A 21,926-nucleotide genomic window follows, 5' to 3' on the forward strand; every position below is an offset into this window, starting at 1 on the left:
CCTTCGTCGTGACCACCGAGGCGTGCGCGCGCCACCGCGCCGGCGGCGGCCGGCTGCCCGCCGACGTGCGCGCGGCGCTGCCGGCGGCGATCGCGTATCTCGAAGAGGCCACCGGCCGCACCTTCGGCCGCGGGCCCGCGCCGCTGCTGGTGTCGGTGCGCTCGGGCGCGGCCGTGTCGATGCCCGGAATGATGGACACCGTCCTGAACCTGGGGATGACGCCGCGGGTGCGGGTGGCGCTGGCCGCGTCGACGGGCGACGCCCGGTTCGCGGCCGACACCTCCCGGCGTTTCAGCCGCCAGTTCGAGGCGGTCGTCGGCGTCGCGCCGCCCGCCGCGCCGGCCGCGCAGCTCGAGGCCGCGGTGAGCGCCGTGTTCGCCTCGTGGGACTCGCGCCGCGCCCTGGCCTACCGGCGCGAGCGCGGGCTCGACGGCGACGCGGGCACCGCGGTGACCGTGCAGGCCATGGTGTTCGGCAACCTCGACGACGCGTCCGGGACGGGCGTGCTGTTCACCCGCGACCCGCTCACCGGGGATCCCGAGCCGTTCGGGGAGTGGCTGCCGCGGGGGCAGGGGGATGACGTGGTCGCGGGCACCCACGACCCGCTGCGCCTCACCGAGCTGGCGCGCGCCCAGCCCGTCGTGCACGCCGAGCTCGTCGCGCTCGCGGCGACGCTCGAGCGGGAGTGCCGTGACGTGCAGGACATCGAGTTCACCGTCGAGTCCGGGCGCCTGTGGCTGCTGCAGACCCGTGCCGCGAAACGCTCACCGGCCGCCGCCGTGCGGCTGGCCGTCGCGCTCGCGCGGGAGGGGCTCATCGGCGAGCGCGAGGCCCTGGACCGGGTCTCCCCCGAGCAGGTCGCCGCCGTGCTGCGCCCGCACGTCGAGCCGCACGCGCGCGCGGCCGCGCGGGTGCTGGCCTCGGGACGGCCCGCCTGCCCCGGGGCCGTCAGCGGTGTCGTCGTCTGCGACACCGAGGCGGCCCAGGAGCGCGCCGACGCCGGTGAGGCCGTCGTGCTGGCCCGCCCGACCACCGATCCCGAGGACGTGCCGGCGATGTCGGCCGTCGCGGCGGTTCTCACCGAGCTCGGCGGCGCGACATCGCACGCCGCGGTGGTCAGCCGCGAGCTCGGCGTGCCCTGCGTGGTCGGCTGCGGCGCCGGGACGCTGATGGGCCTGGCGGGCACCGAGGTGACCGTGGACGCCGCCGCGGGGGAGGTGCTCGAGGGCGTGCTGCCTGTCGTTGCCCCGGCCGGGGCCGGCGACGAGCCCGACCTCACACGGCTGCTGGCCTGGGCCCGCGCCGAGCCGGGCGCCGATCCGGCCGCCTCCCTGCCGGATCTGCTCACGGCACGCGGCCGCGGCCGGTGAATCCCGTCCACAGCCACCCACGCATGTCATGATCGCCGCGAGTTTGTTGCCGTGTACGTTTTTCGGCCGCGTCAGCCTACACAGCGACGAACTCGCGCCGATCTTCTTCTTCGGTGGCCGGCGTCCATCGATGCGACGCTGACCATTGCCGTCGGCCCGCTGGCCCCGCGGGTGTACCGGTGGGCTGTGGACAACTCTCGCCGTACCGCCTGTCGCCGGCTGTCCCGGAAGCGGCTCACAGGCTGGTGACGACTCACGGGCCGGTGACTTGTGGGCTGGCGTCCATGAGTGTCCTTCGAGCGGGCGTCTCACCGGCTGGTGTCACCGGTGCGGGGTGCGCGAGAACGCCATGGCGGACGAAACGGTGCACACCGGTGGTCAGCGTCACGCGTGTCGTGCGGGTCATACGTCGCCGAGCCGTGCGCTGTCGAATCCCGTGTCCGCTGGTTCGTGTGCTGCCGGGTGGTCGGTGTGGACGGTCGCGGTGGTCAGCCGCGGCACGGCAGCGTCATACCGGGTGAACGGTGCACACCGGTGGTCAGCGTCACGCGTGTCATGCGTCGCTGGTTCGTGTGCTGCCGGGTGGTCGGTATGGACGGTCGCGGTGGTCAGCCGCGGCACGGTGTGGATGAGGGCGTGCTCGGCGGCCATGGCGATCGCGTGCGCGTCGACGACGGTGAGCTCCCCGGGGACGACGATGTCGGCCTCGGCATGCAGCCGGTGGCCGATCCAGCGCAGCCGGAGCCGGCCGACGGCGCTGACGCCCGGAACGGCCCGCAGCGCGGCCTCGGCCGCGTCGGTCAGATCCGGGTCGACGGCGTCCATCAGGCGTCGGTAGACCTCGCCGGTGGCGTCACGGAGCACGGCGAGGATCGTGGCGGTGATGACCAGGCCGATGACCGGGTCGGCGGTGTCCCAGCCCACGGCCACGCCGGCGGCGCCCAGCAGCACGGCCAGCGAGGCGAACCCGTCGGTGCGGGCGTGCAGCCCGTCCGCGACCAGCGCCGCCGACCCGATCCGCCGGCCAGTGCGGATCCGGTGTCGAGCCACCAGCTCGTTGCCGGCGAACCCGGCCAGCCCGGCCGCGGCTACCGCCGGCAGATGGGTGACCACACGGGGATGCAGCAGCCGGTCGACGGCTTCGTAGGCGGTGAAGCCCGCGGACGCGGCGATCGTCGCGAGAACGGCGAGGCCGGCCAGGTCCTCGGCACGGCCGTAACCGTAGGTGTAGCGGCGGGTAGGCGGTCGTCGGCCGAGGACGAACGCGACACCGATGGGCAGCGTGGTCAGCGCGTCCGCCGCGTTGTGGACGGTGTCCCCGAGCAGCGCCACCGATCCGGACAGCATGACGATGACCATCTGAAGAGCAGCGGTCGCCCCGAGCACGGCCAGCGATATCCACAGCGCGCGGATCCCCTCGGCAGATGTTTCCACCTCCGAATCCACCCGGTTCGCCGAATCGTGGGAGTGCGGCACCAGCCGGTGAGCCAACCGCTGCCGCCAACGCACGTCACGTGTGCGCACCGTCGCGCCCTCGTCACCATCGTCACGTGGACGGTGACCACCGACGTCATGTGAATGGTGAGCGTCGTGAGAACAAGGGCCGCCAGGGCGAGCATCGTCAGGGTGGTCACCGTCGGGGTGATGATGACCACCGGCGTCCGGGACACACCGCTCATGCGCCATAGCTCGTACGCTGCCACGAAAGGATCATTGCGGCGACGGTGCACCACACCGCCGTACGCGGCTACAGATCCTCCGTAGATGGCCGTCCCCGCAGGTGCGACAACGTCGCCGACCGGCGGGGACGGCAGCGCCGGCGAGCGGAGCCACGACGTGGAAAAGGCGGGGCAACGGGGGTGAGAACAGCATCGCTGCCCCGTTCACGGGGCCACGGTTTATCCCATCCCCAACGGAATGGTGTTCCGCAGGGCAGCAGCCTCGCTCCTCCGGGCTGCCGCCAGCCTCGCGGCCTCTGTCCAGGAACGTCGAATCAGGACGATGTGGGTGGCCGTCGAGGTCAAAATGAGGCGAGACGGCCACCGTGGGGGTGTGGGCTGGCTGGCGCCTGTCGGGCCGGTCACCCGGGTGCGCAGGTGCGGTCGCGCAGCCGGGCGCGGCCGGTCAGCCGGGTGCGGCCGCTGGGGGCCGGCCGTGCTGGAGGTAGGCGGTCTGGCCGGTGCGCAGGGCGTCGACGCAGGCGTGGACACGCCAGGCGATGTACGGCGCAAGGAGCTGGTCACGCTCCGAGGGGGTGCACAGCCGCCACGCGGTCAGCTCGTCGGCCTGGAGACGCAGGTGCTGTTCGGCGTCGTCGGCGGTGAGCAGCCCGCCGTCGAAGACGAAGTTGGCCAGCGCCGGCCGTCCGTCGGCCTGGGGCGGTACCCAGTCGATCGCCAACAGCCGTCCAGGCCGCAGGTCCAGCCCCAGCTCTTCCTTGATTTCTCGCCGCGCGGTCTCCCAGGGATATTCTCCCTCCTCCATGTGGCCGCCGGGCAGCAGCCAGGAGTCGGTGCGGTAGGACGGCTGGACGAGTAGGACCCGGTCATCGGGATCATGGAAAAGAGCGCTGGCCCCGGCGATCGAGCGCGGGAGCGTCGCGTAGAACTCCGCTGGTGACAGTGACATCTGCTTCAGATTAGCGGAAGGCGTAGGTGGAAACCGCTTCCATGACAGCGCTTTCCACCTACAGATGCGGAAGCCGTAGGTGGAAAGCGCTGTCATGACGACGGGAACCACCTACACTTCCCATCCGTTGTCGGTGGGATGCTGGGCACATGACCGACGGGGGTGCCGCTGAGGGCGGCTGGGACTTCTTCGTCTCGTATGCCGATGCGGATCATGAATGGGCGGAGTGGATCGCCTGGACGTTGGAGGAGACCGGGTACCGGATTCTGATCAAGGCATGGGAGTCCGTCCCGGGGACTGTCTGGTCCGCTCTGGAACAGGAGGGCCTGCGCAGAGCGAGCCGGCTGCTGGCGGTGGTGACACCGGCCTATCTCGAGTCGGCCGACGGTGGCGCGCAGTGGCAGGTGATGCGGGAATCGGACCTGAAAGGGGATGCTCGGCGACTGCTCCCGATCATGATCGAAACCTGTGGTCCGGGCAGCCTCGGGATTTTGGGGACACGTGGGCGGATCGACCTGACGGATCTGTCGGGACCGGCTGATGAACGGGAGGCACGGACCCGGCTGCTCGACGGGCTACGGGACGCACTGGCCGGGCGAAGAAGACCGGACAGCCCGCCCACATTACCGATCCGGAAACAGGCTACGGCAGGCCGTATGAGACCGACCGGCCCGATACCGCTCCCGGAGCGGGTATCCCGCATGGACGAGAAGGAAGCTCCGGGGCTCGGGCTGGTGCTGTCGAACAGCGCGGATATCGCCCTGGCCGGGGCTGGGGGCATGACCGGAAATGATATCTCTTCGACGTTTCCGGGCGTGCTGTCCGCGAAACCGGCCACCTGTCCCGACCAGGCGTGGACGGAGCCATACGCGGCTCCTGGCAGCGGTCCGGGCGTCGACGAGCTCCGCCGGCTGGGAACCGAGAGTCGTGGCGATCCCGGTGAGCCGGCCAACTGGCCCGCATACGAGTCCCTGGTCTCTCGCATGGCATCCCACGTCCTGGCCGTTGCCGGCCGGTTTGCCGCGGCGACCGGCGAACCGGCCGAATTCCGTGCTCTTCTTCTCGATGTCTGCCGCTACCACTACGCACGGGGGCGGTACGGCGAGAGCCATGACCTCGCTGACCGGGCCCGCAGCCGCTGGCTACCGGTACTCGGCCCCGACCACCTCGACACCCTGGCTGCGGGCCATCACCTGGCCCGTGCTCTCTTCGTCCTGAAGAAGGATTATCATCAAAAGGCCTACGAGCTGGACAAGGATATCTCGAGCCGTCGGCAACGGATTCTTTCGACCGATCATCCCGACATCCTGGCGTCGGCCAACAGTCTTGTCATGGATCTGCGTGCTCTGGGCCGTCTCGACGAGGCGTACACGTTGGCTCTGGACACCTGGGAACGCCGGCGGCGGGTTCTCGGTGATGACCGCCCGGACACTCTTTCCAGCGCGGCGAACCTTGCCGGATGCCATTATCTGCTCGACAATCATCGGGAGTCGTTACGGCTGAACGAATATGTCTGGGAGCGTCGGCGCCTGCTTCTCGGCGACCGTCATCCTGACACGCTCGTATCTGCCATCAACACGGCGATGGATCTGTACGCCCTCGACGATCGTATACCGGCCCGGATGGCTGCCGAGAAGACGCTTGCGCGCTGCCAGGAAGTTCTCGGCCATGACCATCCGTGGACGCGGACGGCTGCCGGCCTGCTTCAGAAGTGGCGTGAACAGTGATCCGGGCCGCCCGTCATGGCCATTCGTCGTCTTCCCCTTCATCGTCCCGCGGGGCGGGAATTTCTGGAATATCAGGGAGAAAGTCGGAGGGCGGGCGTGCCGTCCGCCGCGTGTCCGAGCGCCCGTCGGCAGCCGAGCGGGCCGCCCGCATCCATTCCGACAGGTCCCGGCCCGGATCCCGGGCCGGATCCCGCTCTCGTATCCGGGCGACTATTGTCGCTGCCTCACGTGGGGGATAGGCGTTGTCGGCGTCCAGCAGTTCCTCGGCGCTGAGGATCGTGCCCCGAAGCTCGTCCCCGACCCGGGCCGTGACCAGCGGGCCGATCACGAGCGAGATCGACCCCAGGTCACGGGTGGCGGTGAAGAAGGTCCGGAAGGCCGTGGCATCGATGTCCTCCATGGGCATGGCTGTCGTCCCCGCCGTGAGGTTGGCCGCGATCGCGTCGAGAACGCTCCGGGCCCGGCCCCTGACCTCCTCGAAGGTGTTTCCCGCGGGCGGTGCGAAGTAGAACGTCTTCTCCCAGGAGCCGAACATTATCGGCCCGTCGTAAGTAATCCGCGTGCCCTGTCCTCCCACCGCGGCGGCCATGGGGCGGGAGAGTGACTCGAGCAGGTCGCCCAGCCCCGGCGAGATGTTTTCGGAGGTGTATACCGTTCCTTTCAGCTCCCCTCCGGCCATGTTTGCCCCGATTGTTCCGTAGTGATGGCGCAGATCCCGTTTCGCCTGTTCGGCCCGTAGCCGGACCTCCATGAGGGCAACCTCCTCGTCGGCCTTGGACGAGGCGAGCATGACACGCAGCCGAGAACGGCTCGCGGCGGCGACGGAGATTTCGTAGGCGCTGTTGTGGCCGGCCATTTTGATGAACAGCACCGCGAGATCGAGAGCTACGAGCAGCAGAGAGATCAATATGCAGACCAGAAATGCATGCAGATTGTGGCGAAGCACGGTCAGCAATGCATCCTGGTGGTCGAGAACACCTGCGGGTGGCGGTGGCCGACTGCTGTTCTCGGCTGCCTGCCGGGTAGCTTCACCGTTGATCTGCCCAATTTTCTCCGGTTTGTCCGACAGTACGCTGGCAAGGGTGTTCGCGGCCTCATTCTGCCGGATGACCGCGTTTGTGTAGTTGCTGTTGAGAAGAGTGAACACGGGGCCGTTCCCGGTCCGGCCGGTGGCTCCCCGGCCCTCGCGCTCGTTCGTGACCGCGGCGAGTGCCTCCTCGACGGCCTTATTGGCGGCCTCGAGCTGCTTCTGGTCACTCGCGATCTCATCGTCGAGTGCGGTGAGACGATCCACTCTGTTTTTCTCGACCGCGGCGTTGAGTACACCCGTCCGGTCGGCGTGCCGCCGGCCGAGTTCTGCCGTGATCTCAGCGTCGAACATCTTCAGGACCAATGGGTCGGTCACGACGATCGCAATGAGCAGGGTTATCACGATTCTGACCGCATAGCTGCGCCTCTTCGACCAGTCGCGCGGTTGCGCGTTCTTCTTGTAGAGACCGGGAAGCTGCGCGTCATCCTTGTAGAGATCGGAGAAGTTGATGCTTACCTGGGACAACAGGAACCTGTCATAGACCACCACGGCCGCCGCGAACAGCAGGCCGACGATCACCCCCGGGAAGAGCCCACCTCCGGTTGCGATCATCAGGAAGAACGTGCAGCCGGCCGTCGCATAGACGTAGTAGAGCGCCATGAACAGGGCGGCGCAGGTGTACCGGGCCCGGTCGACGAACACGGTGGCGTGCGCCGGGTCGATCCCGACGAGGGCGAGTATGGCTTTCATCGGCCGACCGGCCGAGAGGCCGAGCGTTCCCGACGGCTCGCGCGCGTTCCGCGACCGCCGGACCGGACCTTCATCCAGAGCTCCCCCGTCGTGCTCCATGACCGGGGACGAAGTCTCCCGGAAAGAAGACTTTATACCGTGTTCACGGACTCGTCGGATTCGCCCGGGATGTTCATCGGGATGCCGCGGTCCGCCGGATCGATTCGATGGGCGACGGGCGGATGCCGGGCTACAGGCCGTATATCTCGAGGAGGCGGAGCCAGATTTCGCTGACGGTGGGGAATGAGGGGACCGCGTGCCACAGGCGGTTCAGGGGTACCTCGCCGACGATGGCGACGGTCGCGGCGTGCAGCAGCTCCTGGACGTCCGGGCCGATGAACGTCGCTCCGACGACCACCGATCGTTCGGAATCGATGACCAGTTTGCTGGTCCTGGTGGTCACACGGGTCACGGCGGCCCTGCTGGCCCCACCGGACGCGGCGGACGCGGCGGACGCGGCGGCTCCGGCGGCTCCGGCGGTCCTGCCGGCCCTGCCGCTCTCGCCGGTCCCGTTGGTCCCGTTGGTTCCGGTGGGTGCGATGTTGGCGCGGCCGCGTACCTGGGAGCCGGCCACGTCGTCTGTGCTGTAGGTGACGGTCCGTATCGGCAGGCCGGCGTCCCGGGCCTGCCGTTCGGTCAGGCCCACCGCGCAGACCTGGGGATCGGTGAAGATCACCCGCGGTACCACGTCCGTGGCGGCCGGGACGTCGCGGCCGAGGATGACGTCGGCGGCGAGCCTGCCCTGGTACTTGCCCATGTGCGTCAGCAACGTCCGGCCGTTGCAGTCGCCGACGGCGTAGAGCCAGCCCCCGTCCACCCCGGTGGCCCGCATCCACCCGTCGACGTCGACGAACCGGCCGGCGGGCAGCCCGACCGCGTCCAGGCCCAGATCCGCGGTTGCCGGTCGGCGACCGACGGCGACGAGAATCTCCTCGGCGCCGATCCGGGCGCCGTCGGCCAGCGTCGCCACCACCGTCGAGCCGCCGTCCCGCCTGCGTGCGGACGCCAGCGGCACACCGGTGATCACTTCTATGCCCGCGGCCTGGAAAGCCGCGCGCAGTTCCTCCCCGGCGAACGCTTCCTCCCGCGCGAGCAGCCGCTCACCGGCCTCGACGATGGTCACCCGTGAACACCCGAGGCGATGGAACGCCTGCGCCATCTCCACCCCGGTCGCGCCGCCACCGACCACCAGCAGCCGGCGCGGCACGTGGGTCGCGGCGGTGGCGCTCCGGTTGTTCCACGGGCGCGCGTCGCGCAGGCCGTCGACCGGCGGGATGACCGCGACCGTCCCGGTCGCGAGGACCACGGCCCGTCTCGCGGTCAGCCGCCTGGCCCCGTCGTTGCCGGTGACCTCGACCGTCCGGGCCCCGGCCAGCCGGCCGGCCCCGCGGAACAGTGTGATCTTCTTGCTGTCCAGCCAGGGCACCTGGCCGCTGTCATTCCAGTCAGCGGTCATGTAGTCACGCCACGCAAAGGCCGCGGCGGCGTCGACGGTGCCGGTGACCGCCTGGGACGCGCCGGGAACACGCCTGGCCGCGGCGAGCACATCGCCCGGGCGCAGCAGCGTCTTGCTCGGGATACAACCCCAGTACGAGCATTCCCCGCCGACCAGCTCGCGCTCCACGATCGAGACGGTGAGCCCGTTGTCCGCGCATCGGCCCGCGGCGTTCTCCCCCGCCGGGCCGGCGCCGATCACGATCACGTCGGTCTCGTGCACGTCGGTCCAGTGCGCGTCAGTCCCGTGCATGTCGGCCCCCTGTGCGCCCGCGGGCTGCTGCCCGGTAGACCAGGGGTACCCGCTGGACGGCCGGAGGTAGCGCGATCACATTTTTTCACGCTCGGACGCGCCTCCGGAACCCGGTCCTGGAAGTTCTGGCGGCCCAGCTCCTCAGGGTGCTCCGAGGGGATGCGGGCGGGGCGGGCCTCCGCCGGTCCCCGTCAGCGGGTCTCGAGTATCAGCGGGGTCTCGAGTATCAGCGGGGTCTCGAGTTCGGGCATGGGTCCGGGCGCAGGCCCGGGGGAGTGCGCGGCGGCGCGGGTGGCGGGTCGTGACCCGCGCGCGGACGCCGATGCGGACGTGAAGGCGTCCGCGCCCGCCTCCCAGGTCCGTTGCAGGTCGCTGTTGCCGGGGAAGCGCTGGTCCAGCTCGAGGATGACCATGCCGTGGGCGAAGGCGAACATGGCCTGCGCGACCTGCGGGTCGCCGGTCGCCAGGAAGAACGGTTCACCGGACCATTCCTCCAGGCCGGGTGTTGTCGAGCCACGGGGCAGGCGGGAGCTGGTGGCCAGACGGTACAGATTCGGGTGGGCGAGCGCGTACTCACGGTAGGCGGCCAGGGTGCCCGCGATGCCGCCCGCCGGCCCGGGGTGGCACACCGCCTGGTGCAGGGCCTGGCCGATCTCGGCCAGTGCCTCGTCGACCAGGGCCAGTTCGACGGCGTGCTTGCCCGGTAGGTGCTTGTAGAGGGAGGGCGCCTGGATGCCGAGCTCGGCGCCCAGCCGGCGCATGGTCAGGGCGCCGGCTCCTTCCGCCTCGAGCAGCCGCCTGCCCGCGCTGATGATCTCCGTGGCGCGGGGGCTGAGCGCACGCGGCCGCGGCGGGGCACTTGAGGAGAGGCCAGCACTTGAGGAGGGACCAGCGCCTGGGGAGAGAACGGACTGCGTCATGCGAGCGGGTCGAGGATGAACACCGGATGCCTCGGCGCGATGCGGGCGACATCCTCATCGGTCGAATCCGCGCTGACACCGTCGAAGAACACCCCCACCTCGGCCTTCCAGCGGCGGAGATAGGCACGCAGGACCGGCGCTTTGTCCGCGTCCGCGAGCTCATGGGCGGTCCGGTGCTCCCGGCGGCGCCCGAGCAGGAGGTCGAGGCTGCCGTCGGCGGCGCGCAGGTTGCGTACCCACTGGGTCTCGCCCCGCGGCGCGACCAGGTACTGCCTGCCCTCATGGTCGAGCAGGTTGACCGGGACCCGGCGGGGCTGCCCGCTGCTGCGTCCCCGCACCTCCAGGACGCGGCTGCCCCAGATGCTGATACCGGCTCGGGTGAAGCCCGCGATCAGGTTGTTGACGACATGCCGGGTGAACCGGCCGGGCTCGCGATAATAGATCTTGGACGTGTCGGCCATGGTAGACCCCCTTCGGGCGTAGTGATGTCACCTAAGGCCAACATCGTCGACCACAGGTGTAGCTAACAGTGTTAGCCGATTCTAGCGCGGGTTCGGCCCGTCATGCGGCTGCGCCCGTCCGGCCGGGCCGACCGGCGACGCCGCCGTGTCGGGGCGGGCTGTGACGGCTGTGACGGCTGTGACGGCTGTGACGGCTGTGACGGCTGTGACGGATATGACTGATGTGACGGATGTGACGGATGTGATAGGCACCGGCCCCGGCCCGGCGCGGATGCTGATCCCGACCGGGCCGGGCGTGGAGGTGCCGGGTGCGGCTGATGCGAATGTCCGCATCGCGTGAGGAGACGTCACAGCGGGGCCGCGGGTACCTCCTGTGGTCCCACTGGATACGCTGTCCGGGCAGCCAAGCTCTGATCCGGTGGGCTGGCGGGCGGTCAGCAGCGCGGACGGTCGTGGCCGCGTCGCTCTTCGCCGGTCGGGCTGGCCTGGTCGGTGCTGGTCCGTTGTCATCTTCGAGGAGTGCCCGGTCGAGGCGGGAACCGAATCGGCCGCCAGCCGCCTGGTATCCCGAGCCGCTTCCGGAGGCCCATCGCCGTGTTGACCGCGTCCACGCTTGCTTCGACGACTCTCGCGCTCGGCCCGAGCTTCCTGGATGCGGAGCATCTGGCCAAGGCGGGCCTGATCGTCATCCTGCTGATCGTCTTTGCGGAGTCCGGGCTGCTGATCGGTTTCTTCCTGCCCGGTGACTCGCTGTTGTTCACGGTGGGGCTGCTCGTCTCCAACGGCAGGCTGTCGACCCCGCTGTGGCTGGCCTGCGTGCTGATCTCCATTGCCGCGGTTGCCGGCGACCAGGCGGGCTTCCTGTTCGGGCGCAAGGCCGGCCCCACACTCTTCCGGCGCCCGGATTCCAGGCTGTTCCGGCAGGAGAACGTGGAGAAGGCCCACGACTTCTTCGAGCGGTACGGCCCCCGTTCGGTGATCCTCGCCCGCTTCGTGCCCATCGTGCGGACGTTCACCCCGATCGTCGCCGGGGTCAGCGGTATGAACTACCGGCTGTTCGTCACGTTCAACATCATCGGCGGGCTGCTGTGGGGCACCGGTGTGACGGTGATCGGATACTTCCTCGGGAAGGTCGAGTTCGTCGCGCACAACGTCGAGAAGATTTTTATCGGGATCGTGCTGCTGTCGGTGATCCCGATCGGGTTCGAGCTGCTGCGAGCCCGGCGCCGGGGCGGACGTCCCGGCTCGGGCGCCGCGCCGGGTGCCGCGCCGGGCGCGGCTCGGCACTCCGCCCGGTCCCGCCGGACCGCCGGGACCGACTGAGCGCTGGTCCCGCCCAGCTCACCGGAGCCAGCTGATCGGTAGCCCCGCCGGACCAACCGACCGGCGGGGCCAGCCGGAAACCCACGGGGGAACGCGGGGAACGAATGATCGGCGATGGAATCGGCCTCGACAGGGGAAGTCGCCGTGATCCGAGTGGCGGCCCGCGCGGTTGGGTCGGGCCCGCGCCGGAAACAACCGGTCTGAAAACCAAAGGGTCCCGATGGGTGGCCACCAACACGGGGGGAGTCGGTAGTCGCCCCATCGGGACGTGTTCTACCTTAGCCGTCCAGGGTCCGCCGCGTCCCACCCTGGTGCCAAAAACCTGGCTGGAGCTTCCCAACGTCCCGTTGGGAAGCCGGTGCGTACTGCTCCGGTGCCCAAAGTCGCAGCGTGGCCCGTCGCCTGTCATGGCCGGGACGGGACAGCATATGCCCTGGTCTCTTTTTGGGATGCCGCGCGGGGAGACCGCCGCTCATCCCCCGCGTGTCCGGCCTTGGCCGGTGGGTGGTAGACGGGTGACGGTATTTCCCGAGGCGGCCGGGGCGGATCCCGGGCGATCTCCAGTACCGGCCCGTCCGGGAAGCATGACAGTCACAGGAAGTATAGGAACCACAGGAATTACAGAAATTCAGTCGGTGAGCTACAGGAAGTGAGGTTGGCTGATGTCCCTGCTCGACCGCGGTACTCCCCCGGATCCGTTCGACGTCCTGCCCGTTGTACCGTCGTTCACCCTTACCAGCGACGACATCGCGGACGGGGACGCGCTCACCAAGGAGTTCGCGCACACCTCGGCCGACGGCGCGAACGCCTCGCCGCACCTGCGCTGGTCCGGGTTTCCGGCGCAGACGTGTGGCTTCGTCGTCACCTCCTTCGACCCGGACGCCCCCACCGGCAGCGGCTTCTGGCACTGGGTCCTCGTCGACATCCCGGCCACCGTGACCGAACTGCCCCACGGGGCGGCAAGCGGCGATCTCAGCGGCCTGCCGGCCGGTTCCTTCCACGTCCGCAACGACTACGGGACGTTCGACTTCGGGGGTGCCGCACCTCCTCCGGGTGACCGTCCGCACCGCTACGTGTTCGCGGTGCACGCCGTCGACGTCCCCTCGCTCGGTGTCGACAGCTCCGCCGCGCCCGCGGTCGTGGGATTCAACCTGGCGTTCCACACCCTTGCCCGGGGCGTGCTGCGGGCTACCTACCAGCGCTGACCCCGACGCCGCCGGCGCCGGCCCCGACGGCCCGCCGGTCGCGGGCGGGCCACGGGCTTCCAACAGCGGGGCGGTGGGCTTCCAGCGGCCCGGCCGGTGGGCAGGATGGCCGGACGCGGGTAGGTTGACGGACATGCTGCGCAAGTTCGCCGTTCTCGCGGTTGTCGCCGGTGCCGGTGCGGTGGTGACCGCTGTCCGTCGCCGGCGGGGCAGGGACGAGGCCGACCTCTGGCATGAGGCGACCACCGCCATCAACGCGGGCTGACCAGAAGCTCCTGGCCCGAAGCTCCTGGCCCGAAGCTTCTGCCCTGTTCCCTGGAGCCGCACCGGTCCTGGCCCGGTGCGGCCCTGCCACCGCGATCTCAGGGCGTCCGGCAACTGATGGCCTACGTGGTCACCGATCCCCCGGCGGTTCCCCCGGCGACCGACCCGGAAACGAACGAAGCGAACCAGCCCGAAGTGGGGACGGCCGGAGTGGAGGCAACTGGTCTGGGGACGGCCGGTCTGGGGACGGCCGGAACGGACAGTGAGCCACGGCCCGCGGCGTTGTCGGCGCCGGACGCGGCAACGTTGCGTGACCATGCTGTCCGTATGCTGCCCGACTACATGGTGCCGGCGGCGTTCGTGCCGCTCCCCCAGCTGCCGACGCTGCCCAACGGGAAGCTGGACCGCAACGCGCTGCCGGCCCCCGACTTCACCGCCACCGTTTCCGGCCGGGCTCCCGGCAACCCCACGGAGCAGGCGCTGCGGGACGCGTTCGCCGCGCTGCTCGCCGTCCCCGAACTCGGCGTCGACGACGACTTCTTCACCCTCGGCGGGGACAGCATCGTCGCGATGGAGCTGGTCAGCCAGGCCCGCGCAGCCGGTTTCCGGATCACCCCGCGCCAGGTCTTCCGCCACTGCACGGTGGCCGCACTGGCCACGGTGGCCACCGCCCTCGCCCCGGTGTCGGAGCGGGCCGGCGGCGACGACGGGACGGGAACCGTCCCGCTGACCCCGATCATGCACGCGCTGCGTGAGCTGGGCGGCCCGGTCAGCGGCTACCACCAGTCGGCGCTGGTGCAGACGCCGGCCGAGCTGGACCGGACGACCCTGCTGGCCATCCTGCGGGCGCTGGTGGACCGGCACGACATGCTGCGGGCCCGCCTCGTCCGTACCTCCGGCCCGAGCGGTGACCACTGGATGTTCACCGTCCCACCGCCCGGAACGCTGGACGTCGCGACACTGGTCGAACGAGTCGACATCCGCGTCAGCGAGCCCGACGCGAGCGAGCACGGCAGCGGTGGGCCGGGCAGCGGTGGGCCGGGCAGCGGTGGGCCGGGCAGCGGTGGGTCTGGCGCCGAGGGGGCCGGCACAAGCGAATCCGGCAGCGGTGGCCCGGGCGCCGAGGCGCCTGGCACCCGCGAACCCGACGGTGTCCTCACCGGGGACGCGCTGACCAGGACGATCTCCGCGGCGGCGCTGGCCGCCCGGGACCGGCTGGACCCGGACGCCGGCGTCATGATCCAGGCGGTGTGGTTCGACGCGTCCGGGGGCACCTGGCCGGCCTGCCGTCCGGCGGGATCGGTTACGGGCTGCTGCGCCATCTCAACCCGCGGACGGGGCCGGAGCTGGCGCGGCTGGGCGCCCCGCGGATCGAGTTCAACTACATGGGCAGGTTCGGCGTCCCGGAGGCGACGGACTGGTCCTGCTCCGCCGAGCCGGACGCGGTGGACCTCGACGCCGACGGGGACATGCCGGAGGAGCACTGCCTGGTGGTGAACTCGCTGACCGAGGACCGTCCGGGCGGGCCGGAGCTGGCCGTGTTCTGGTCCTGGCCGTCCGGTGTGCTGGCCGAGGACGCCGTCCGCGAGCTGGCCGAGAGCTGGTTCCAGGCCCTGGACGCGCTGGTGACCCACGCCACCGGACGGCCGGAGCGCGCATGATCACGATTCTTGCCGCGCGCCCGGCGGCCACCGGGAAAACCAGGCACCGGCAAAACCCGCGGTGGCCAGGAGCGATATCGGAAAATCCTGAAAGAAGCCGTGGCAATATTGTGGACAATGGCGTGGCCCATGATGATTCCCGTCGACCGTGATCGAGAACTGACTGTGATCGAGAACTGAGTTTCGGCAGGGTCCCGGGAGAACCGGTCGGGAGAACCGGGCCCAGGAGAACAACGGAACAGTGGAACAGCAGAACCGGAGAAGGGGGACACCCATGACCAACCCGTTCGAGGATCCCGACGGCGTCTACACCGTCCTGGTCAACGCCGAGGGGCAGTACAGCCTGTGGCCGGACTTCATCGACGTCCCGGCCGGCTGGACGGTCGAGCACGGCCCGGGCCCACGCCAGGAGTGCCTGGACTACATCGAGACACACTGGACGGACCTGCGCCCCAAGAGCCTGATCGAGGCAATGGAAGCCGCCGCCCGCGACTGACCCACCGCCGCCCCGGCCGGCGCCGGCTTCGTCGTCGGCTTCGGTGCCGGTGCCGGTGCCGGTGCCGGTGCCGGCTTTGGCGCCGGCGAACTCGGTGACGGCTACCAGCGATCCCAACGGGGTGCCGAGGGCCAACGAGTTACCAGTGCCTGGAAGGGTGCCGTCGAGGTCTGGAGGAGCCATGGGCTCTTATCTCCGGGGGCTCCTATCTCCGGGGAACAGTTGGAAGCCCGCGGTGGAGGCGATCCGGGTGATGACCGTCTCCCAGTTGCCGCCGGGTGGGACCACGATCCGCCAGTCCCCCCGCTCCCAGCGCAGCTCGATGCGCATGGCGGCGTACCCGGTGGTGCCGGTGGAATCCACGGCGTCCGTGGCCACATACAGCACGACCCGGTCGGGGGCGGCCACATCGAACCGGACCCCGGCGTAGCGGAAGATCGGGTCGGAGAACCGTCCGGTGAGCCGGTCGGGAATGGCATATCGCGTCGCGGCTATCCGGGTCCGTGTCAGCAGGGCGGGCTGGTCGGCGCCGGTCGCCTGCTCGGCGATGGTGGGTTCGAAGATGTAGGCGCCGACAACGGCGTCCGTACGGAAGACAACGTGGATCGCGGCGAGGGCGGCGCCCAGCGGGGTGTGGGCGAACCCGGACGCCCGGTCGTCGGCCAGGCTGCGCGGGCCCGCGGCCGGTGAGACCGGCAGAGCGAAGCCGTGGAAGTCCAGCCAGGCCAGGTCGGAGAAGTCCAGGACGGGCAGGCCCGAATCCGGGCGCACCGGCCCGCCGGGCACCGGGACCGCGCCGGCCGTACCCGTGGCCGTGGCCGTGGCCGGCGCCGGCGCCGATGTCGGTGTCGGGGAGCCGCCCCGGCCGCCGACGAGTACCAGCCCGACGGCGATCCCGACCGCGACCAGCCCTGCGGCGGCCAGCAACCCTACACCCGTGGAGAAACGACGCTCGCCAGCCATATCCGTGCCCTTACGCCGCTCGACCATCACCTGGGTCGCGCGGATCGACAGGACGATCACCCCTTGCGCTAGCTACGACACGTATTGTCAGAATAGGGGGTCGCGCAGTAAGGCGGTGGCCATAGCCCAGCGTGAGCGGGACAGCCCGCGGGCCGCGGGCAGCCGGACGAAGGTGCTCTACTGGTTGACAGCGGTCTACTGGTTGACGGGAGCGTCCTGTGGCGCGCGGGTGTCGGACCATACCTCCCACAGCGCCGCGTAGCGCCCGCCGGCGGCGATGAGCTCGTCGTGCGTGCCGGTCTCGACGATCCGCCCGTCGTCCAGGACGACGACGAGGTCCGCGCCGGCCGACTGGGTGAGGCGGTGCGCGACGACCAGCCCGGTCCGGCCCGCCAGCGCCTGCTCGGCGGCGGCCTCCAGGATGCTGGCACCGGCGCTGCCGGCGTCCGCGGTGGCCTCGTCGAGGATCGCCACCGGCGGGTCGGTGAGGACGAGGCGGGCGAGCGCGAGCTGCTGGGCCTGCGTGACGGTCAGCCGGTGCCCGCCCTCCCCCACCACGGTGGCCAGCCCCTCGGGCAGCGCCTTCGCCCACCCCGCCGCGCCGACGCGGTCGAGCGCCGCGAGCAGCTCGTCGTCGCTGGCGTCCGGGCGGGCCAGGCGCAGGTCGTCGGCGAGCGGCCCGGCGAAGACGTGCATGTCCTGGGAGATCAGGACGACTGTCCGGCGGACCGCGGCCGGGCCGAGCTCGTCCAGCTCCACGCCGCCGAGCGCGATCGACCCGCTGGTGGGGCGGTGGATACCCGCGATGAGCCTGGCCAGGGTCGTCTTGCCCGCGCCGCTGGCGCCGACGAGCGCGACCCGTTCGCCCGGCTCGATGTCGAGGTCGACGTCACGCAGCACATCGTGGCCGGGCCGGTAGGCGTGGCCGACGCCGGCGGCCCTGACCGAGGCGTCCACCGGCACGGCGACCGGCACGGTCACCGGCCTGCCGACTGGCCCCCTGACCGGCGTGGTGACTGCTGTGGCGGCCGAGACCGCGGACGACACGGTGCCCGACGCGTTGGCCGACGCGGCATCCGACATGCTGGTCAGCACGTTGGCCGGCTGGGCGGGCCGGTGCGGTTCCGGCGTCGTCGGGATGTCGGCGACGCCCACCATCCGGGCCAGGCTCGCCGTCGCGGCCTGGGCCTCGTCGACGAGCGCCAGCGCCACGTTGATCGGGTTGAACAGGTTGTGGAAGTACAGGGCCGCCGCGGGCGCGGTGCCGATCGTCACCGATCCGTCGCGTACCAGCAGGAACCCGGCCGTGAGGACGGCGGCGAGACCGATGAACTCGGCGAGGTTCAGCCGGGCGTAGAACCGCGTGATCAGATGGATTCCGCGCAGGGCCAGGTCGACGGTGGTCCGGGAGCGCCGGGTGACCCGGCCGATGTGCTCGTCGTCGCGGCGGAACGCCCGGACGGTGGCCGCGCCGCCGATGGTGTCGAGGAGCTGCTGCTGCTGGGCGCCGGCGGCGATGCGCTGCTCGGCGTAGAGGGGGATGCTGCGCCCGGCGTACCAGCGGACCGCCTGGACCTGGACAGGCGCGGCGAGCAGGGCCGCGAGCGTGAAGCGCCAGTCGAGGACCGCGAGCCCCACCAGGGTGAACGCGATGGTCAGAGCGGCGTGGGCCATCTCCGGCAGCGCCCCGCGGACCGCCTCGGTGATCCGCGTGACATCGTTGGTCACGCGTGAGGTCAGATCGCCGGCGCCGGCCCGTTCCACCTGCTCCAGCGGCAGGGTGAGCGCGCGCTCCACGAAGCGTTCGCGCAGGACGGCCAGCACCCCTTCGCCGAGCCGGGCGACGAGGGTGACCCCGACCGCGGTCAGCACGCCCTGCGCGGCCGCGACGACCACGAGCAGCACGACCGGGGTGGTGATCGCGCCGGCTGGCCGGCCGTCGGCCACCACGTCGACGATGTGGCCGAGCAGGGGCGCGGTGAACAGGCCGGCCACCGTCGACAGGGCCAGCACACCGAACGCGGTGATGGTCAGCGCCCGCCGCTCGCGCAGCAGCTCGCCGACCGTGACGCGGATACGCACGCTGGTCGCGATGGGTAGCAGCTCCCGGCCGTCGTCCGCCCGCACGAACGACTCGGGCCTGGCTGCGGACACCTCAAGCCTGTTCGTGGACGCCTCGGGGCTGGTCATCGTCGCTTCTCCCGCATGGTCATCGTGTCAGGACAAGTACTCAGGGCCACCCACTCGGCCCGTGCCCCGACCCTTGTGCGGGCAATTGTCATCACATGGACACCGTCCGCCATATGGACACCGTCCGCCATGTGACCAGTGCCCACTGGGTGAGCAGCGCTCGTCCTGTGGGCAGCGCCTACCGTGCGGACGATGACCGCCAGGCGGGCACTGTTCGCAACATGGGCACTGCTCGCCGTAGGGGCAGTGGCTGCCGTAGGCACGGTGACCGCCAAATGGACACCGTTCGCAGCACGAACGCTGCTCACCGTAGGGTCGGCGATCGCCATAGGGACGGTGACCACTAGATGGACGCTGTTCGTAGCGTGGACGCTGCTCACCGTAGGGCTGGCGCTCGCGGCGGGGACGGTGACCACCGGATGGACACTGTTCGCAACATGGAAGCTGCTCACCGTAGAGACAGTGATCGCCATGGGGACGGTGACCACTGTGGGGACAGCACTCGTCGGGTAGACGGTGCTCATCGGGTGGACGGTGGCCGTCAAGTGAGCACGGTCGCTCGGTAGTCCGCGTGGCCGTGGACGAGTTCGCCATGGGTGCCCTCGGCGGTCACCGTGCCCCCGTCGATGACCACCACCCGGTCGGTCACCGCGAGCAGGGCCGGGCTCGTCGTGATCAGAATGGTGGTCCGGCCGCGGCGGATGTCGCGTATACCGGCCGCGATCCGTGCCTCGGTGACCGCGTCCACCGCCGTGGTGGGGTTGTGCACGGCCAGCACGGGGGAGTCGACGGCGAGCGCGCGGGCAAGCGCGATACGTTGCCGCTGCCCACCCGACAGTGACCGTCCACGTTCGGCGAGTATTTCGTCGACACCGTCCGGGAGGGTGCTCGCGACCTCGTCGGCACCCGCCGCCGCCAGCGCCCGTCCAACCACACCCCCGGTACGGGCCTCCGCCGCGCCACCAGCGTCGACGCCGACCGGGCTCCTGGCGCCGCCGCCGACGACCGTGGCCGGGCCGCTTCCGGGGCCATGCCCGGTAAGGCCATGCCCAACAGGTTGCCCGACAGGTTGCCCGACAGGCTGACGCACGGCGGGCCCATCTTCAGCCGGCTCACCGTCGGGCGTGGGCGCCGCGACGTTCTCGATCAGGGTTCCCTCGAACAGTTCCGCGTCGTGCGCGGCCACCAGGACCGCGGCCCGGACCGCCGCCGGGTACACCTCGGACAGCGGCACCCCGTCGAGCTCGACCGAGCCGCCGTCCGGGTCCGCTTCGCGTCCCAGGCAGCGCAGGACGGCGGTGGCCGCCGCCGGATCGGCCGCGACGACTCCCAGCAGCTCGCCGGGGGCGGCGGTGAACGTCAGGCCCCGCAGCGGCCCGTAGGTCACGTCCAGGAAGCGGACCTGGCCCCGCACCGGCTCGGGAAGACTCCTCGTCCCGGCCCCGACCGCCGGGGACGCCGCCAGCACCGAGGCGATGCGGCCGGCGGACGCCCGCCCCTGGGCGAACTCCGCGTTCACCCAGGCGAAGATCGATAGCGGCCCGAGCAGGAACTGGGCGAGCCCGACCGCGGCGATCAGATCACCGACCGAGATGTCATCCTCGGCCGCGAGCCGGCCCGCGACCAGCGCGACCACCGCGATGAAGATCCCGGTCAGCGCGAGGACGCCGCCGTCGTGCCAGGCCTTCGCGCTGGCCGCCCGCAGGGTCGCGGTCAGGGAGTCCTGGCTGGTGCGCCGGTAGCGGGCGATGGCGGCCGGCTCGGCGCCGATGCCCTTGAGCACCCGCAGCCCGGCGACGAGGTCGGCGGCGACACCCGAGGCGTGCGCGGCGCGTTCCTGCTCGGTGTCGCTGCGGCGTTCCAGGGGCCGGCCGAGCAGGTGCGTCCCCCACAGCAGGAAGGGTGCGCCGAACAGCACCAGCAGGCCGAGCGGGACGGAGACCGTGAGCAGCGCGACCGCGCCGACCAGCAGGCCGGTGACGGCCGCGATCGACGCGGGCAGCGCCGCGTTCACGATGCCGACCCGCTGGGCGTCTCCCGTGGCGATGCTCACCAGCGCCCCGGACAGGCGACCGGTTTCCGCGCCCGCCCGCGGGTCCAGGACACGGCGGGTGAGCTGGATGCGCAGGTTGTGCGCGGAGCGTTCGGCGGCGCGTTCCCCGAATCGCGCGCCGAAGCGGTAGCAGAACGAAAGGCCGGCGAACGTGACCGCGAGGACGGCGAGCCAGCGAAGGAGATCGCCGGTGGCCCCGGTCGACACGGCCCGGTCGATGATGATCCCGATCAGGACCGGGACCAGGGCCTCACCGACCTGATGCCCCGCGACCATCACCGCGCCCACGGCGATCTGGCGTCGCTGGCCGATGACCGAGCTGGTGAGGACGTCCCGCCCTGACGGCCCGCCAGTACGCACCCTTCTGTCCTCCGGTCCGTTGCTTGTCGTCGTCCCACGGCTACAACCGATCATCTATCGGCCGTGATCGGACGGCTCGCCTGATTCGTAAGCCACCTGGCTTACTCCCATTTGGGGTAATGCCGAAGGCATCCGAGGTACTGATCCGTCGATGTGTTCGCCACTGGCCGCCGCGGGACGCGGCCGGCACAGCCGGTGCCTGGTCGACGGGTCGATGCGGTCGTGCCGGATGGTCAGCCCAGCGCCAGCGCCAGCGCCAGCGCCGGGGCGTCCGCGGCCACCTCGCCCGCAGCCACCTCGCCCGCGGCCGCCGTGCCGTCGGCATGGCCGAGGGCGGAGCGCAGGAGCTCCCCGGCCCGGACGGCGATGTTCGACAGCAGCGTCGAGGAGATGCCGTGCGCGTACTCGGTGGCACCTGGGATGTAGATGCCGGCCGTGCTCCCCGCCGCGGTAACCACACGGTAGTCACGTCGAACCTCCAGACGGCCGGCGTCGTCGACGTTGCACACCGCCGCCATGCCGCCGAGCAGCCGCCACGGGTCGCGGGAGCGGTAGCCGGTGGCCAGCACCACCACGTCCGCGTCGAGGGTCTGCCGCTGGCCGGTCGGAAGGAACTCGACGGTCGCCCGGACACCGTCCGGAACGTCCTCCAGGCCGGTGAGCCGGGACGCCCGCACCATGCGCAGCCGTTCGACGCCACGCACCTTCTCCTGGTAGACGCGGCGGTACAGCTCGTCGA

At 70.8% G+C, this 21,926-nt stretch carries 19 protein-coding genes and 1 pseudogene; 10 read left to right on the plus strand and 10 right to left on the minus strand.

Annotated features, from left to right (window positions below; genetic code table 11):
* Positions 1-1,370, plus strand: a 1,370-nt coding sequence (locus NBX02_RS00305) for a pyruvate, phosphate dikinase (protein WP_250289470.1), incomplete at its 5' end; no start/stop codon positions are given.
* 402 nt (positions 1,371-1,772) lie between these two features.
* On the opposite strand, the gene NBX02_RS00310 is transcribed toward NBX02_RS00305, so the two are convergent.
* Complete coding sequence (locus NBX02_RS00310) at positions 1,773-3,056, minus strand: cation diffusion facilitator family transporter (protein WP_445548174.1); 1,284 nt, start codon at positions 3,054-3,056, stop codon at positions 1,773-1,775.
* A gap of 438 nt (positions 3,057-3,494) precedes the next feature.
* Positions 3,495-3,998 carry an NUDIX domain-containing protein gene (locus NBX02_RS00315; RefSeq protein WP_250285505.1) on the minus strand — a complete coding sequence of 168 codons (504 nt, stop codon included), beginning with the start codon at positions 3,996-3,998 and terminating at the stop codon, positions 3,495-3,497.
* A 149-nt stretch (positions 3,999-4,147) separates the two neighbouring features.
* Here NBX02_RS00315 and NBX02_RS00320 point away from each other — a divergent pair, with 149 nt between their 5' ends.
* Positions 4,148-5,725: a TIR domain-containing protein gene (locus NBX02_RS00320; RefSeq protein ID WP_250285504.1), complete on the plus strand. Its 1,578-nt coding sequence runs from the start codon at positions 4,148-4,150 to the stop codon at positions 5,723-5,725.
* 13 nt (positions 5,726-5,738) lie between these two features.
* Here NBX02_RS00320 and NBX02_RS00325 read toward each other — a convergent pair whose 3' ends face one another.
* From NBX02_RS00325 to NBX02_RS00340, 4 genes are all read right to left on the minus strand, one after another.
* A complete protein-coding gene (locus NBX02_RS00325; RefSeq protein ID WP_250285503.1) occupies positions 5,739-7,505 on the minus strand; it encodes a DUF4407 domain-containing protein in 1,767 nt (588 codons plus the stop codon).
* A gap of 229 nt (positions 7,506-7,734) precedes the next feature.
* Entirely contained in the window at positions 7,735-9,291 is a 1,557-nt protein-coding gene (locus tag NBX02_RS00330; RefSeq protein WP_250285502.1) for a dihydrolipoyl dehydrogenase family protein, read from the minus strand.
* 191 nt (positions 9,292-9,482) lie between these two features.
* On the minus strand, positions 9,483-10,211 hold the full coding sequence (locus tag NBX02_RS00335) for a TetR/AcrR family transcriptional regulator (protein WP_250289472.1): 729 nt from the start codon (positions 10,209-10,211) through the stop codon (positions 9,483-9,485).
* Positions 10,208-10,672 carry a nitroreductase family deazaflavin-dependent oxidoreductase gene (locus NBX02_RS00340; RefSeq protein WP_250285500.1) on the minus strand — a complete coding sequence of 155 codons (465 nt, stop codon included), beginning with the start codon at positions 10,670-10,672 and terminating at the stop codon, positions 10,208-10,210. The genes NBX02_RS00335 and NBX02_RS00340 overlap by 4 nt, the downstream gene beginning before the upstream one ends.
* Before the next feature lie 169 nt (positions 10,673-10,841).
* Here NBX02_RS00340 and NBX02_RS00345 point away from each other — a divergent pair, with 169 nt between their 5' ends.
* The 7 genes and pseudogenes from NBX02_RS00345 to NBX02_RS00375 all read left to right on the plus strand — a co-directional run bounded on the left by NBX02_RS00345 (position 10,842) and on the right by NBX02_RS00375 (position 15,621).
* Positions 10,842-11,012, plus strand: coding sequence for a hypothetical protein (locus NBX02_RS00345; protein WP_250289473.1), 171 nt, complete (start codon positions 10,842-10,844; stop codon positions 11,010-11,012).
* A 254-nt stretch (positions 11,013-11,266) separates the two neighbouring features.
* Positions 11,267-11,995 carry a VTT domain-containing protein gene (locus NBX02_RS00350; protein WP_250285499.1) on the plus strand — a complete coding sequence of 243 codons (729 nt, stop codon included), beginning with the start codon at positions 11,267-11,269 and terminating at the stop codon, positions 11,993-11,995.
* Between the two features lie 662 nt (positions 11,996-12,657).
* Positions 12,658-13,200, plus strand: coding sequence for a YbhB/YbcL family Raf kinase inhibitor-like protein (locus NBX02_RS00355; RefSeq protein ID WP_250285498.1), 543 nt, complete (start codon positions 12,658-12,660; stop codon positions 13,198-13,200).
* Between the two features lie 133 nt (positions 13,201-13,333).
* Positions 13,334-13,465 (plus strand): DLW-39 family protein, encoded by a 132-nt coding sequence (locus NBX02_RS00360; protein ID WP_250285497.1) that lies wholly within the window; start codon positions 13,334-13,336, stop codon positions 13,463-13,465.
* Between the two features lie 287 nt (positions 13,466-13,752).
* Positions 13,753-14,445: pseudogene (locus NBX02_RS22805) on the plus strand (phosphopantetheine-binding protein); the annotation flags it as partial.
* Positions 14,446-14,714: 269 nt separating this feature from the next.
* On the plus strand, positions 14,715-15,125 hold the full coding sequence (locus NBX02_RS00370; RefSeq protein WP_250285496.1) for a hypothetical protein: 411 nt from the start codon (positions 14,715-14,717) through the stop codon (positions 15,123-15,125).
* A 274-nt stretch (positions 15,126-15,399) separates the two neighbouring features.
* Positions 15,400-15,621 (plus strand): MbtH family protein, encoded by a 222-nt coding sequence (locus tag NBX02_RS00375; RefSeq protein WP_250289475.1) that lies wholly within the window; start codon positions 15,400-15,402, stop codon positions 15,619-15,621.
* 189 nt (positions 15,622-15,810) lie between these two features.
* On the opposite strand, the gene NBX02_RS00380 is transcribed toward NBX02_RS00375, so the two are convergent.
* Both NBX02_RS00380 and NBX02_RS00385 read right to left on the minus strand, forming a co-directional pair.
* Positions 15,811-16,644 (minus strand): hypothetical protein, encoded by an 834-nt coding sequence (locus tag NBX02_RS00380; RefSeq protein ID WP_250283856.1) that lies wholly within the window; start codon positions 16,642-16,644, stop codon positions 15,811-15,813.
* A 135-nt stretch (positions 16,645-16,779) separates the two neighbouring features.
* Positions 16,780-18,774 carry an ABC transporter ATP-binding protein gene (locus NBX02_RS00385; protein ID WP_250289477.1) on the minus strand — a complete coding sequence of 665 codons (1,995 nt, stop codon included), beginning with the start codon at positions 18,772-18,774 and terminating at the stop codon, positions 16,780-16,782.
* Between the two features lie 192 nt (positions 18,775-18,966).
* On the opposite strand from NBX02_RS00385, the gene NBX02_RS00390 reads away from it, so the two are divergent.
* Positions 18,967-19,287 (plus strand): hypothetical protein, encoded by a 321-nt coding sequence (locus NBX02_RS00390; RefSeq protein WP_250289480.1) that lies wholly within the window; start codon positions 18,967-18,969, stop codon positions 19,285-19,287.
* A 28-nt stretch (positions 19,288-19,315) separates the two neighbouring features.
* Here NBX02_RS00390 and NBX02_RS00395 read toward each other — a convergent pair whose 3' ends face one another.
* Both NBX02_RS00395 and NBX02_RS00400 read right to left on the minus strand, forming a co-directional pair.
* Positions 19,316-21,187 (minus strand): ABC transporter ATP-binding protein, encoded by a 1,872-nt coding sequence (locus tag NBX02_RS00395; RefSeq protein ID WP_250289482.1) that lies wholly within the window; start codon positions 21,185-21,187, stop codon positions 19,316-19,318.
* A gap of 233 nt (positions 21,188-21,420) precedes the next feature.
* A partial coding sequence (locus tag NBX02_RS00400) for a SidA/IucD/PvdA family monooxygenase (protein WP_250289485.1) occupies positions 21,421-21,926 on the minus strand: 506 nt, incomplete at its 5' end.

It is taken from the genome of Protofrankia sp. CiP1_Cm_nod1 (assembly GCF_920888515.1).
Taxonomy (GTDB): Bacteria; Actinomycetota; Actinomycetes; order Frankiales; family Frankiaceae; genus Protofrankia.

What these genes read in the sequence shown, in the direction of transcription:
- NBX02_RS00310 (WP_445548174.1), bottom strand. Translation starts at nt 3,056, where the DNA reads ATGGCGCATGAGCGGTGTGTCCCGGACGCCGGTGGTCATCATCACCCC.
- NBX02_RS00315 (WP_250285505.1), bottom strand. Translation starts at nt 3,998, where the DNA reads ATGTCACTGTCACCAGCGGAGTTCTACGCGACGCTCCCGCGCTCGATC.
- NBX02_RS00320 (WP_250285504.1), top strand. Translation starts at nt 4,148, where the DNA reads ATGACCGACGGGGGTGCCGCTGAGGGCGGCTGGGACTTCTTCGTCTCG.
- NBX02_RS00325 (WP_250285503.1), bottom strand. Translation starts at nt 7,505, where the DNA reads ATGAAAGCCATACTCGCCCTCGTCGGGATCGACCCGGCGCACGCCACC.
- NBX02_RS00330 (WP_250285502.1), bottom strand. Translation starts at nt 9,291, where the DNA reads ATGCACGGGACTGACGCGCACTGGACCGACGTGCACGAGACCGACGTG.
- NBX02_RS00335 (WP_250289472.1), bottom strand. Translation starts at nt 10,211, where the DNA reads ATGACGCAGTCCGTTCTCTCCCCAGGCGCTGGTCCCTCCTCAAGTGCT.
- NBX02_RS00340 (WP_250285500.1), bottom strand. Translation starts at nt 10,672, where the DNA reads ATGGCCGACACGTCCAAGATCTATTATCGCGAGCCCGGCCGGTTCACC.
- NBX02_RS00355 (WP_250285498.1), top strand. Translation starts at nt 12,658, where the DNA reads ATGTCCCTGCTCGACCGCGGTACTCCCCCGGATCCGTTCGACGTCCTG.
- NBX02_RS00360 (WP_250285497.1), top strand. Translation starts at nt 13,334, where the DNA reads ATGCTGCGCAAGTTCGCCGTTCTCGCGGTTGTCGCCGGTGCCGGTGCG.
- NBX02_RS00375 (WP_250289475.1), top strand. Translation starts at nt 15,400, where the DNA reads ATGACCAACCCGTTCGAGGATCCCGACGGCGTCTACACCGTCCTGGTC.
- NBX02_RS00385 (WP_250289477.1), bottom strand. Translation starts at nt 18,774, where the DNA reads ATGACCAGCCCCGAGGCGTCCACGAACAGGCTTGAGGTGTCCGCAGCC.
- NBX02_RS00390 (WP_250289480.1), top strand. Translation starts at nt 18,967, where the DNA reads ATGACCGCCAGGCGGGCACTGTTCGCAACATGGGCACTGCTCGCCGTA.